Below are 12,250 nucleotides of genomic sequence, written 5' to 3' on the forward strand. Positions count from 1 at the left end.
CTGCTACCTCCGCTCTCCGCCGCCGCTGCGGATCGGCCGGGCCGGGTTTCCGCCCCACCACGCGCACTGCGGGACGACCTCGCCCTTCATCAGGAAGGAGTCGGGAGCGAGCACCGCGTCGTCGCCGAGAGTCACGCCGTAGTGCACGAAGGCGCCGACCCCGAGGGTGCAGCCGGATCCGATCGTGCTGCGGTCGGACTTGAAGGTGCCGTCCTCCTGTGAGTGGCACTGGACGACGCTTCCCGAGTTGAGCGTGCAGCCGTCACCGATGGTGACCATGGTCCGCTCCGTCAGGTAGCAGCCGTCGTCGAAGACCCTGCGGCCGAGCCGGACGCCGAGCAGCCGCCAGATGACGTTCTTGAACGGTGTGCCGTTGAAGATGTTCAGATACGTCTCTGACGGCACCTTCCAGAAACGTTCGCGCCGCCAGAAGCGGGGGTCGTAGATCGAGCAGAACAGCGGCCCCACGGGATGCCGGGCTGTGACGGCGCGTTCGACGAGCACGAAGTACGCAGCCGTGAAGAGGAAGGCCAGTACGTTGCCCAGCGCGATCGCCGCCGCACCGACAGAGGCGTAGAATTCCGCGGCGGCCGAGACGATCACGGTGATCGCGAAGAGGTAGATCCACCGCATCAGCAGATACAGCCCCGCCGTGGCGGCGTTGTGCCGGTTCTTTCCGGTGAGGCCGCGGTGCAGCTCCTCACCGCTCTTTTGGCTGTCGAAACTGCTGTCCCGCCGGACCGATCGCGGAATCTCGAAGCTGGGCGAGCCGAGCAGCCCCACCCCTTCCCGGATCTTCCCGTCCACGGGGACCATGACCTTCGTGGCGAGGAGGCAGTTGTCGCCGGTCCTGCCCTGTGCGGGGTAGGCGATGCGGTTGCCCAGGAAGTTGTGCGCTCCGATCGACGTCCGGGACACCCGGAAGGAGCTGCTGGAGAAGTCGGCGTTCATGATCGACAGGCCGTCGGCGACCATCGTTCCGCTCCCGACCGCACTCAGATGCGGGGTCTCGTGTTTCACCTCGGTGCCGAAGTTCGAGCCGGTCTGCTGGACCCGGGAAAGGTCGTACCCGAGCAGGCGCAGGTAGTGGACGATGCCGGAGCTGTCGCCGAACAGACGGGTCATGAACTTCCCGTTGGTCATGAGCGCGATCGCCCGGTGCGCCCCGTAGTGGAAGCCGTACAGGGGGTAGACCTTGCCGGGGGTGATGGTGCGATTGAGCAGGCGGGGGACGGTGGCCAGCGCCAGGAGGCCGAGTGGCACGACGCCGATGAGCAGCACGAGGGAGCCCGCCAGGGCGTCGCGGTAGAACGTCCAGCTCGTGAGGGCCACGGGCCCCGGCTCCAGGGCCGCGGTGAGCTGCGGTGCCTCGGCGAGGAGGATGCCCACGCCACCGACCGCCAGGGGCAGATACACCAGCAGCGCGGTCAGCAGCTGCAGCACACTGTGGCCCGCCCTCCTCAGGGCGCCACAGGCGGCCGGGCCTACCGCCCGGTAGTCCGCGTCGGCGCGCTGTGCCGGTGACCCGTGCCAGTGCTCACCGTCGGGCACCGCCTGGCCGCTGTGGAGCGCGGAGGCGTGGCCGAGCTGGGCTCCGTCGCCCAGGGAGGTCTCGATGTCGAGCACCGTGGCCTCGCTGACGACCGCGTCCTTCCCGAGGGTGACCGCGCCCGTCTGGATCAGGCCGGTGTGGGCCCGGTAGCAGGTGAAGAACGAGTCCTTGCGGACGACGGTTCCGTCACCGATGGCGAGCAGGTCGGTGCATATGGGTACGTTACGGGAGAAGATCGCGACACCTCTGCCGATTCTCGCGCCCAGGGCCCTGAGATACAGGACGTAGAGCGGCGAACCGGCGAACAGCACCAGCGGGTCCGACCGGACCAGGGTCTTGACGAGCCAGAAACGGAAGTACGGCAGGCTCCAGACGCGGATGCTCTGGGGCCGCCATCGCCCTATGAGCGCCCACTTCGCGAGGACCGGAAGCGCGGACAGCCCCACCAAGGTCGCGGCGCCGAACAGCACGGAGCGCAGATACATGTCGAGCGCGCCCGACCCGGCCGAGATCCATTCGTAGCCCCGAACGGCGACGACCGCGACCAGGAAGGAATACGCCAGGAACGTCAGGAGCTGCAGCGCTCCGCACAGGACGTACCGCGGCGTGCCCGCCGGAGCGGATGCTTCGCCCGTCGCAGCGGCGGCCTCGGGGGCCGGCGACTCCACGGGAGCAGCGGGACCGGACTCCGCGACCGCGGCGGCGAGGCTCCCGATCGTCGGGTGCCGGTAGACATCCTTCATCGACACCGGCGGCAGGTCCGCGCGCTTCCTGACCCGCGCGCAGAAGTGCGCCATGACCAGCGAGTCCGCGCCCAGTTCGTTGAAGAAGTGACTGTCGGCCGAGACCTGTTCGACGTGCATGACGTCAGCCAGTACGCCGGAGAGGATCCTCTCGGCGCCGGCGATCGGCTCGGCGTACCCGTCTCGGAATCCTGCGCATTCCGCCAGATCGGGGGGCACCGCTTCGGCTTGTTTTCCCACCATGTGGGCTCCCTGGGGAAGGCCCGACCGCCCCTGCCCGGCACACCTGGCGCACCGGACGCCCCGCCGACGCGCGTTCGACGCGAGTCACAGTCGGACGTCATGGCTTAGATTCGACGCCGCCGGAAGGAAGGATTGCCTTATTTAGTACATTTCTCACATTCGGCGCTCTTGGCGCCTTTCTTCGGAACCGGAGCTCCGCAGGGCACTCGCCCAGGCACTCTCCGCGACCCCACCCGCGCCGACCAACTACCCTCACCGTCATGGAAATCCTCGGCACCACACTGCGCATCTGCGTCGAAGACCTGGAGGCCTCGGTGGTCTTCTACGAGCGCCTCACAGGAACCCCCGCACTGCGCTTCGAGCGTGGTGGGGTATCTGTGGCCGCCGTCGGCTGCTTCCTGCTGATGAGCGGCCCGGAGGCGGAGCTGGAGGTGCTCCGGAAGGTGTCGGCGACCATAGCCGTCCACGATGTCGACGAGGCGGGCGCCGCCCTCGCCGCGGCCGGCGCCCTCATCGTCGCGGGGCCGGTACCGACCCCCGCGGGCCGCAATCTGATCGCCGCGCACCCGGACGGCTCGGTCTTCGAGTACGTCGACCGGCGCGCGGCGGCCTGATCCGAACGACACCCCGCGGGGCTACCCCCGCATCCGGTAGTCGTACATCCCCGGCAGCGGCTCGGCGCTGACCTCGGCCCAGAGCTGCCCCAGCACCTCCGCGCCCTCCCGCAGGTCGGGCACCTCCAGCCCGGCGTCGAAGATCGCGCGGGCCGCCGTCCGGTCGCCCTCGGCGACGAGCAGCTGCGCCTCGACGAGCCGGAACCGCCCGTCCCCGCGCAGGGCGGCCGGGAGCGCCTCCCAGGCGCTGCGGGCCGCGTCCGGGCGCCGCGCCGCGATCAGGGCGGCGATCGCCTCGCGGCCCAGCGCCGCTGTGGCCGCCGCCCACGCCTCCCCGTCGCCCCGCTCCCGGCACAGGTCCCAGAACGCCTCGGCGTAGTGGTCGGCAGCGCGCTCGAGGTTGCCGGCCACCCGGTCGGCGACGGCGAGACAGCGCAGCAACGGCCAGCGTGAGGTGGCCTGTTGCAGGCCCCGCTCCCAGCTGCGCACGGCCTGCGCCACATCGCCCGCGTGCCACTGCGCGACCCCAAGGTGGTACTCGGTGACAGGCCCCGCCGGCGCCGTCTCCAGCATGTCTCGCCAGTGCTGCGCCACCAGCGAAGGGCCGGGCGGCGCCACCTCGGACGATGCGGGCAGGGCGCCGCTGCGCAGCAACTCCAGCCACGGCTGCTGCTCTTCGCCGACGGTGTGCTCGCCGAAGGGAGTGCCGGGCAGTTTCAGGCCACCGCGCAGGACTTCCAGCGCGCCCCAGCCGGAGCCGGTGGCCAGCGACTCCCCCGGCTCGTGGTCGGCGTACGCCAGCCACTTCTCGTACGCCGCGTCCACCCGCTCACGCGGCAGCCCCTCCTCCAGCCGCGCCCCGGCCTCCGCGCGGGCCGCGTCCCAGTCCTCGCCGTGCACCGCCGTGGGGTCGGCGGCCAGCGGACCGTATGCCTCCAGCCAGCTGAACTCGGCGCCGGCCTCCAGCGGTACGTGCTCCAGCTGGGTACGGGCCAGGCCCGCCTGGATCTCGGCGTAACCGGGGGTGCCCGGCTCCGTCAGCCACTGCTGCCAGCGCCTGCCGCCCCTGCCCGCGCCCCACACGAAGAGCTTGCGGCCACGCAGCACGTCGGTGGAGGTCTGTACGAGGCCCCGGCCACCGGCGTCGAGCGAGGCGATCCACTTGCGGGCGCCGTCGGGTACGTCGTAGAAGTAGTCGGCGGAGTGTTCGCTGCGCAGCGGGTACGTGCGGTCGGCGCCGTCGCGGACGGGCACGGGGACCCGCCGCAGGGTGTGGGTGTAGCCGAAGTGCCAGGCCTCGTCGGCGGGGGCGAGGACGCGGGTGTGCTCGTCCTCGGGGACCGCGATGTTGGACCACCAGTAGGTGGGGGCACTCTTCTCGTGCGGGTTGCGGATGCGTACACCGACGTACAGGAAGTCGGAGTCGGCCGGCAGCCACAGGTCAACCTGGAACGGCAGGTCGCGCAGCCTTTCCCACTCCCACAGCCGCACCATGTCGCCGCCGTCCGGGGCGGGCACCACGGCCGCGTGCAGGGGCGCGCACGACAACGTCGTGTGTCCGGTGGCGCCGATGTTCCATTCGATTCCGCCGGAGAACCAGGCGCCGTTGAGCGCGAAGTCGGCGGGCTGGAACACCGGGTTGCGGTAGAGGAGTTCGCGCCCGGTCGGCTTGTGGAACAGCGAGTGGACCCGGCCGCCGAGGCCGGGCAGCACGGTGGCCCGCAGCCGGTCGTTCTCGATGACGATCGCGTCGAGGTCCGTCTCGCCGCGCTCGCGGGTGTAGCCGTCGAGTATGCGTACGGGCAGCAGGGTGCGCAGCGGTGCGTGTCCGACCTGGCGGGCCATCTCGCGGGGCAGCGCGGCCCGGGAACGCTCGTCGACGTGGTGCGGCTCGTCGAGGGGCCGGAGTCCCGGAAGCGGGTTCTGTGGCCCCAAAGGGGCAGCGGGCAGGGTCAGTACGGCACGTCGCACACTCGTGGCCAAGGCAGCCTCACTCCGTCGTAAGGGCCGCCGTCCACCGGCGCCCGGCGCCCATCGGATCACGCCGCACGCCCACCTGACCAGGGGGTCTCAGGACATGACGGCGGCGGGGCCGACCGCGTTCACCGGGGGCGCATCTCGGTGGTGACGGCCCATCGTTCGTGGTCGCGCCAGGCGCCGTCGAGGTGGATGAAGTCCGGGGAGAAGCCCTCGCGCCGGAAACCGGCTCTGCGGACGAGCGCGAGCGAAGCCTCGTTCGCGGGCTGGATGTTGGCCTCCAGGCGGTGCAGGCCCAGCGGACCGAAGGCGTGGTCCACGACGAGGCCGAGGCCTTCGCTCATGAGGCCGCGTCCGGCCGCGTGCGCGAACGCACCGTAGCCCAGGGCCCCGCACAGGAAACCGCCGCCGACGATGTTGTTGATGTTGATGAAGCCGGCGATGCTCCCGTCCGAGCGCTCGCACACCAGGAATCCGGCCTTCGCCGGGTCCCGGACGAGCCGGCTCGCATAGGCGGTGTACGCCGCCGGCTGGTCCGGCGGGAAGAGCCAGGGGTGGTGCAGGCTCCTGCTCTCGCGGGTCCGCGCGGTGAACTCCACGGCGTCGGCGGGGGAGAAGTGCCGCAGAGCCACCCGCGGGCCCTCGGCAAGGTGGACTGCGTCGTCGTGCTCAGGCATCCCGTCACGTTACGCCGGGCGCTGTCAGACCCGGCTGTTACGTTCCGGGCATGACGAAAAGTGTCCCTTACGCGGGTGGCGAGAAGGAAAGTCTCCACGCGGCGCTGGACCGGCACCGCGACGTGGTCCTGTGGAAGCTCGAAGGCCTCGGCGACGAGCAGCTGCGCCGACCCATGACGCCTTCGGGGATAGGGTCTGCCCGGCGGATCAGGGTCGGATAGGTCGCGGCGTCTGGTGCGGTGCATCGCAAGGCGCCCGGAGCGTCTTCATAGCGGAGCTATGTGGACGTTTCGGCAACGCGGCGAGGTGCCGTGCCAGACGCCGCGACCCCGGCCATGATCCGCCGGACAGACCCTGGTCTGCTGGGGCTGGTGAAGCATCTGGCGTGCGTCGAGTACGGCTGGTTCTGCGAGACGTTCGGGCGCGAGTGCGAACCGCTCTGGTTCGATCCGTACGAGAACGAGGACATGGTGGTGGCCGACGGCGAGAGCACCGCCGACATCGTCGCGTTCTACGGCCGCGCGCGGGCCGCCGCCGACTCGGCGATAGCCGACACCGGCCTCGACACGCTGGGCACGTCGTGGTCGGGCAAGACCGTGTCGATGCGGTGGGTGCTCATCCACATGCTGGAGGACACCGTGCGGCACACGGGCCACATGGACATCATGCGCGAGCTCATCGACGGCGCGACGGGCGACCACCCGGGGCAGTGACCGTTCCCGGGTGCCCCGGCGGCTCAGCGGAGGGCGGGCACGTCCAGGGTGAGGGTGCGGGCGTCCGCGTCGAGTACGGCGGGCACCCCCAGCGGCATCGTCAGGGCACTGGCGCAGTGCCCGAAGCCCATGTGCTCGACGACCGGCACCCCCAGGGGGCCCAGCCGGTCGTACAGCAGCGTCCGCACCTCGTCGTCGTACGGCCCGCACTCCTCCCACGACCCGAGGGCGACGCCCGCCACGCCGTCCAGCCAGCCGGCGCGCAGCAGCTGGGTGAGGATCCGGTCGAGGCGGTACGCCTCCTCGCCGACGTCCTCAAGCAGCAGCAGGCCCCCGCGGGCGGACGGCCGGGTGTGCGGGACGCCGAGGTCCGAGGCGAGCAGGCTGACGCAGCCGCCGAGGGTGACGCCACGGGCCCGGCCGGGGACCATGGTGCGCGCCTCCCCCGGCCCCAGGGTCATGACGGACTCGGGGGCGAAAAGGGTGGCCCACAGCGAATCCTGGGTGCGGCCGTCCTTGAGGAACGGCAGGCTCGCGACCATCGGACCGTGCAGGGTGGCCAGGCCCAGCCGTACGGCGAACGCCTCGTGCAGCGCGGTGATGTCGCTGTATCCGACGAAGACCTTCGGCCCGGCCGCACGCATCGCCGCCCAGTCGACCAGGTCGACCATGCGCTGGACGCCGTAGCCGCCGCGCGCGCAGATCACCGCGTCCACCGCCGGGTCGCACCACGCCTGCTCCAGGTCACGGGCGCGCGCCGCGTCCTGGCCGGCGAGGTACCCGAACCGGGGGTGCGCGTCGCGCACATGGGGCAGCACGACGGGATCGAGGTCCCAGCCGCGCAGAATGTCGAGGCCCGCTTCGAGCCGCTCCCCGGGGACCGGCCCGCTGGGAGCGACGACCGCGACCCGCGCCCCGGCTCTCAGCCGGGCCGGCCTGGTCAGGGGCGCGGTCGGATTGGCCGGGGTCATGTGCCGAGCTCCAGACGGGGGATGTCGGGGCGGTCGATGCCGAAGGTCTGGGCGTACAGCGAGAGTTCGGCCTCCAGCGCCCGGGTCATGGTGTCCGCTCGCCGGAAACCGTGCCCCTCCCCCTCGAAGGCGATGTACGCGTGCGGGATGCCGCGTCCGGCGACGCGCCGCAGGAACCGCTCGCACTGCGCGGGTGGGCAGATCACGTCGTCGAGGCCCTGGAGCAGCAGGAAGGGCGCGGTGATCCGGTCGGCGTGGTGCAGGGGCGACCGGTCGCGGTAGCGGTGCGGGTGGGTGGCGAACGGGCCGACGAGGCTGTGCAGGTACTGGGATTCGAAGTCGTGGGTCTCGTCGGTCGCCCAGCCCGTCAGGTCCAGGATCGGGTAGATGACGGTGCCACAGGCGTAGACGTCGGTCGTGGTGAGCGAGGCGGCGGCGGTCCATCCGCCGGCGCTGCCGCCTCGGATGGCGAGCCGGTCCGGGTCGGCCGTGTCCTCCCCTGCGAGGGCGAGGGCGACGGCGGCACAGTCCTCGACGTCCACCACGCCCCACTGTTCACGCAGCCGGGCCCGGTATTCGCGCCCGTACCCCGCGGAACCGCCGTAGTTGACCTCGGCGACCCCGATGCCGCGGGAGGTGAAGTAGGCGATCTCCATATCGAGTACGAGCGGCGCCCGGCCCGTCGGCCCGCCGTGCGCCCACACCACGTACGGCGGCAGTTCGTCGTCGGGTGCGATGTGGCCGGGGTGGTGCGGCGGGTAGATGTGCGCGTGGATGTCGCGGCCCTCGGGCCCGGTGAAGGTGCGGATCTGCGGCTCGGGGTAGTGAGCGGGATCCACCGCATCGTCGTGGGCGGACCCGACGACCCTGCTGTGCCCGGTCGCGGTGTCCAGTTCCACGACCTCGTACGCGCTGCGTGGGCCGGCTGCGACGCCGACGATCCGGCTGCCGCGCACGGCGAGCGTCGGCGCCCATTCGGTCCAGGGCCCGGGGGCGTCGACGAGTTCGCCGCTCTCCGGGTCGAGTATGCCGAGCGCGGTGGTCCCGTTGCCGTGGATGACCGCGATCAGGCCGTTGTCCAACGGGTGGAACCAGCGCAGGCCGATCCTCCACAGCGCCCCGCCGAACTCCTCGGCGCGGCCGCACAGCCGCACCGCTCCCCGGTGCGGGTCCATGCGGTGCAGGTTCCACCAGCCGCTGTCGTCGGTGGCGTAGAGGAGCTGCCCGTCGGGGGCCCAGTCGGCCTGGGCGATGGACTCCTCGGGCCCGCCGACGACGCTGCGCGGGTCGTGGAAGATGCCGTCATCGCCGATGGTCGCGAGGATCACTTCGGTGCCGTCCCAGGGCATCCTCGGGTGGTCCCAGGCGATCCAGACCACCCGCTGCCCGTCCGGGGAGACCCGGGGCCCGGTGACGAAGCGGTGCCGGCTGTCGGAGAGCTCCCGCACGGCGGCGCGGTCCCCGGCCGCCGAGCCGTCGAGCGGCACGGCGGCCAGGACACGGCGTACGTCGGTGGGCGACTCGCCCGTGAACTCCTCCAGTACGCACCAGACCTCGCCGGCCGCGCCCCGGTCGAGGTGCAGCTGCGGATCGGCCCAGCGCAGCCCGCCCCCGGTCGCCGAGACGGGGGTGAGCGGGCGGGGAGCCGCGCCGGGTGCGTCGGGTTCGTACGCGTACAGCCGCTGGTCGGGGAAGTGGACGAACACGACGAGCGGCCCGCCCACCGGCCGCTCCGCCCCCGCCCAGGGCTGGCCGCCGTACTCGATGACTCTGCTGCGTACGTTCCACGGGGCGGGCAGAACCGATTCCTCGGCGCCGTCCGCCCGTCGCCGCATCAGCGCGCGGCGGCCGGCCTCGGCGGGGCGCGGCGCGGTCCACCACACCTCGTCGCCGACCACGCCGACGTACTCGGGGTGCCCGTCGTGCGAGGCGGCGAGCGCGGCGTCGATCGGCGACGGCCAGCTTCCGTACGGCCCGGTGGGCACCATGCTCAACCACTCCCCTGCGCTATGCGGTCCTCAAGTAATGGTCGAGCACCCGGACCCCGAAGTGCAGTGCCTCGACGGGTACGCGTTCGTCGACGCCGTGGAACAGCGCCTGGTAGTCGAAGTCCGGCGGCAGCTTCAGCGGCGAGAACCCGTAGCCCGTGATGCCGAGCCGGGAGAACTGCTTGGCGTCCGTACCGCCCGACATGCAGAACGGCACGACGTGCCCGCCGGGGGCGAAGTGCTCGACGGCCGCCCGCAGTTTGCGGTACGTCGGCGAGTCGGTCGGCGCCTGCAGGGCTTCCTCCCGGTGGTGGAACTCCCACTCCACGCCCGGCCCGGTGAGGTGGTCCAGGGTCTGCCGGAACTCCTCCTCGCTGCCGGGCAGGAACCGCCCGTCGACGTAGGCGGTGGCGCGACCCGGGATGACGTTGACCTTGTAACCCGCCTCCAGCATGGTCGGGTTGGCGCTGCACCGCACCGTGGCCTCGACCAGCGCGGCGGCCGGGCCCAGCTTGTTGAGCAGGGCGTCCACGTCGAAGGCGGACCCGTCGAAGGCGGACCCGTCGAAGGCGGACCCGTCGAAGTCCGGTGCGTCGAGGTGGTGCAGGGCCGCGAGCTCGGTGAGACAGGCACGCACGGTCGGGGTGAGCCGCACCGGCCATTCGTACGCGCCGATCCGGGCGATGGCGGCGGCCAGCCTGCTCACCGCGTTGTCCCGGTTGACCTTGGAGCCGTGGCCCGCCCGGCCGACGCCGGTGAGCCTGAGCCACCCGGTGCCGCGCTCGCCCGCCGCGATCGGGTAGATCTCCATGCCCGGGCCGGCGTGGAAGGTGTAGGCGCCGGACTCGCTGATGCCTTCAGTGCAGCCCTCGAACAGCTCCGGGTGCTCGGCGGCGAGGAAGCCCGAGCCGTCCTCCGCACTGGCCTCCTCGTCGGCGGTGAAGGCGAGCACGATGTCGCGGCGGGGCCGGACGCCGGTGCGCGCCCAGTCCCGTACGACCGCGAGGACCATCGCGTCCATGTTCTTCATGTCGACCGCGCCGCGCCCCCAGACCACCCCGTCGCGGATCTCCCCCGAGAAGGGGTGCACGCTCCAGTCGTCCGGTTCGGCGGGTACGACGTCGAGGTGGCCGTGCACGAGCAGGGCGTCGGCGGCGGGGTCCGTGCCGGGGATCCTGGCCACGACGTTGGTCCGCCCGGGGGCGCGTTCGAGCAGGACCGGCTCAAGGCCGGCGCCGGCCAGGCGCTCGGCGACGTACTCGGCGGCGGGACGTTCCCGGCAGTCGCCGCCACCGCGGTTGCTGGTGTCGATGCGGATGAGGTCGGAGGTGAAGGTCACCACCTCGTCGAGAGCCCGTGCGTCGACCGGGCTGCCGCCGGCCGGCTGCTGGTCAGCCATACTGCTCCTCCACCGCCACTGAGACGATCGTCGTGACCGCCTTGAAAGTACGAATGCCCTCATACATCGTCGCGCTGGTGTACGCGACGCGCCGTTCCCCGGTCGCCGCCACCCCCGGCACCACGGTCGCGACCCCCGCGAGGTGCTCCGCGTCGAACTCCAGCTCCACCGTGAACGGCCCGCCGCGCACCGGCTCATGACGCACCGCGAGAGCGGTGGCCTCCTTGGCGGCGGCCCTGATGGCGCCCGCGGTACGGGCAGGAGTGCGGCACACGGCTGCGTACCGCGACACATGGTCCTTGACGGCTACGGTTCGGGCGCCGGGGGCGTATCCCTTGGCGTCCTCGCAGGTCAGGTCGTCGCCGGTAACGAGGACCACAGGCACACCGTACTCCGCGACGACATGCGCGTTGAGCAGGCCCTCGCTGGCACGCTCGCCGTTGACCCACACACCGGTGATGGAGTTCGCGAGGTAGGTGTGCGCGAGGACGCCCTCGGTGCCGGCGCCGGTGTGGTAGCCGACGAACGCGATGCCGTCCACATCCCCGTGCTGCACGCCTTCGACCATGCTGAGGGACTTGTGCCGGCCGGTGAGCATCTCGGCGCGCTCGTCGAGCCGCTCCAGGAGCAGGTTGCGCATGGTCCAGTGTGCTTCGTTGATCAGTACGTCGTCGGCGCCCCCGTCGAAGAATCCGAGGACGGCGGCGTTCACATCGGAGGTGAACATGCCGCGGCAGCGCTCCCACTGCGGTGTCCCGGGCAGCACATCGGCGGGCCAGGTGACGCCGGTCGCGCCCTCCATGTCGGCGCTGATGAGGATCTTCATGAATCACCGGTCCGAGTCGGGTGGGCAGTGACGTCCGTGCTCATGCGGCGTCAGGTTACGCGCCGGCGAACGCCCAGGCCAGGACTGTTCACGGGTTCAGCGGTCTAGTCCTTTGCCGCGCCACGACGGCCGGCTCTTTCACCCGCCCGGCGGTCATATGTCCGGACGCGCCGGGTCATGTGTAGGCCATGACCACAGGCATCAGGACGATCATTTACCCCGTCGAGAACCTCGCGCAGGCGAAGATGCTGTTCAGCGCACTGCTGGGCGTCGAGCCCGAGACGGACGAGCCGTACTACGTCGGTTTCGCCGCAGCCGGCCAGCAGGTCGGCCTCGACCCGAAGGGCCACAGCAGAGGGATGACGGGTCCGGTCCCGTTCTGGCACGTCGAGGACATCCGCAGCAGCCTGAACGCGCTGGTGACGGCAGGCGCGGAAACGGTTCAGGACATCCAGGACGTGGGCGGGGGCATGCTGACGGCGACCGTCCGGGACACGGACGGGAACCCCGTCGGGCTGATCCAGGCGCCTTGACCGGTCGGCCGCGG

10 protein-coding genes and 1 pseudogene are annotated in these 12,250 nt (G+C 71.5%); 4 read left to right on the forward strand and 7 right to left on the reverse strand.

The window, feature by feature from the left end; genetic code table 11:
- Positions 1 to 3 precede the first annotated feature (3 nt).
- Positions 4 to 2,538, reverse strand: a complete 2,535-nt coding sequence (locus tag ACU6WZ_RS01970; protein ID WP_447031370.1) for a Pls/PosA family non-ribosomal peptide synthetase — start codon at positions 2,536 to 2,538, stop codon at positions 4 to 6.
- Between the two features lie 260 nt (positions 2,539 to 2,798).
- On the opposite strand from ACU6WZ_RS01970, the gene ACU6WZ_RS01975 reads away from it, so the two are divergent.
- Entirely contained in the window at positions 2,799 to 3,152 is a 354-nt protein-coding gene (locus ACU6WZ_RS01975) for a VOC family protein (RefSeq protein WP_447031371.1), read from the forward strand.
- Between the two features lie 21 nt (positions 3,153 to 3,173).
- On the opposite strand, the gene ACU6WZ_RS01980 is transcribed toward ACU6WZ_RS01975, so the two are convergent.
- Positions 3,174 to 5,135, reverse strand: a complete 1,962-nt coding sequence (locus ACU6WZ_RS01980) for a DUF5107 domain-containing protein (protein ID WP_447031372.1) — start codon at positions 5,133 to 5,135, stop codon at positions 3,174 to 3,176.
- A 119-nt stretch (positions 5,136 to 5,254) separates the two neighbouring features.
- On the reverse strand, positions 5,255 to 5,806 hold the full coding sequence (locus tag ACU6WZ_RS01985; protein WP_447031373.1) for a GNAT family N-acetyltransferase: 552 nt from the start codon (positions 5,804 to 5,806) through the stop codon (positions 5,255 to 5,257).
- Positions 5,807 to 5,856: 50 nt separating this feature from the next.
- On the opposite strand from ACU6WZ_RS01985, the pseudogene ACU6WZ_RS01990 reads away from it, so the two are divergent.
- Together ACU6WZ_RS01990 and ACU6WZ_RS01995 are read left to right on the forward strand one after the other, a co-directional pair.
- Positions 5,857 to 5,994 (forward strand): annotated as a pseudogene (locus tag ACU6WZ_RS01990) (mycothiol transferase); the annotation flags it as partial.
- Between the two features lie 123 nt (positions 5,995 to 6,117).
- Positions 6,118 to 6,519: a DinB family protein gene (locus ACU6WZ_RS01995; RefSeq protein WP_447031375.1), complete on the forward strand. Its 402-nt coding sequence runs from the start codon at positions 6,118 to 6,120 to the stop codon at positions 6,517 to 6,519.
- A gap of 23 nt (positions 6,520 to 6,542) precedes the next feature.
- Here the strand turns inward: ACU6WZ_RS01995 and ACU6WZ_RS02000 are convergent, their stop codons facing one another.
- Genes ACU6WZ_RS02000 through ACU6WZ_RS02015 form a run of 4 tightly spaced genes read right to left on the reverse strand, consistent with a single transcriptional unit; the run spans position 6,543 to position 11,703 of the window.
- Positions 6,543 to 7,490: a S66 peptidase family protein gene (locus tag ACU6WZ_RS02000; RefSeq protein ID WP_447031376.1), complete on the reverse strand. Its 948-nt coding sequence runs from the start codon at positions 7,488 to 7,490 to the stop codon at positions 6,543 to 6,545.
- Positions 7,487 to 9,478: a S9 family peptidase gene (locus tag ACU6WZ_RS02005; RefSeq protein WP_447031377.1), complete on the reverse strand. Its 1,992-nt coding sequence runs from the start codon at positions 9,476 to 9,478 to the stop codon at positions 7,487 to 7,489. The genes ACU6WZ_RS02000 and ACU6WZ_RS02005 overlap by 4 nt, the downstream gene beginning before the upstream one ends.
- 19 nt (positions 9,479 to 9,497) lie before the next feature.
- Positions 9,498 to 10,877: a M20/M25/M40 family metallo-hydrolase gene (locus tag ACU6WZ_RS02010; RefSeq protein ID WP_447031378.1), complete on the reverse strand. Its 1,380-nt coding sequence runs from the start codon at positions 10,875 to 10,877 to the stop codon at positions 9,498 to 9,500.
- Complete coding sequence (locus ACU6WZ_RS02015) at positions 10,870 to 11,703, reverse strand: M55 family metallopeptidase (RefSeq protein WP_447031380.1); 834 nt, start codon at positions 11,701 to 11,703, stop codon at positions 10,870 to 10,872. Before ACU6WZ_RS02015 ends, ACU6WZ_RS02010 begins: the two co-directional genes overlap by 8 nt.
- Before the next feature lie 188 nt (positions 11,704 to 11,891).
- Here ACU6WZ_RS02015 and ACU6WZ_RS02020 point away from each other — a divergent pair, with 188 nt between their 5' ends.
- Positions 11,892 to 12,236, forward strand: a complete 345-nt coding sequence (locus tag ACU6WZ_RS02020) for a VOC family protein (protein WP_447031381.1) — start codon at positions 11,892 to 11,894, stop codon at positions 12,234 to 12,236.
- Positions 12,237 to 12,250 lie beyond the last annotated feature (14 nt).

This window comes from Streptomyces hypolithicus (genome assembly GCF_052934925.1).

Coding starts and splice junctions, on each gene's coding strand:
- ACU6WZ_RS01970 (WP_447031370.1), bottom strand. CDS start 2,538: ATGGTGGGAAAACAAGCCGAAGCGGTGCCCCCCGATCTGGCGGAATGC.
- ACU6WZ_RS01975 (WP_447031371.1), top strand. CDS start 2,799: ATGGAAATCCTCGGCACCACACTGCGCATCTGCGTCGAAGACCTGGAG.
- ACU6WZ_RS01985 (WP_447031373.1), bottom strand. CDS start 5,806: ATGCCTGAGCACGACGACGCAGTCCACCTTGCCGAGGGCCCGCGGGTG.
- ACU6WZ_RS02000 (WP_447031376.1), bottom strand. CDS start 7,490: ATGACCCCGGCCAATCCGACCGCGCCCCTGACCAGGCCGGCCCGGCTG.
- ACU6WZ_RS02005 (WP_447031377.1), bottom strand. CDS start 9,478: ATGGTGCCCACCGGGCCGTACGGAAGCTGGCCGTCGCCGATCGACGCC.
- ACU6WZ_RS02010 (WP_447031378.1), bottom strand. CDS start 10,877: ATGGCTGACCAGCAGCCGGCCGGCGGCAGCCCGGTCGACGCACGGGCT.
- ACU6WZ_RS02015 (WP_447031380.1), bottom strand. CDS start 11,703: ATGAAGATCCTCATCAGCGCCGACATGGAGGGCGCGACCGGCGTCACC.
- ACU6WZ_RS02020 (WP_447031381.1), top strand. CDS start 11,892: ATGACCACAGGCATCAGGACGATCATTTACCCCGTCGAGAACCTCGCG.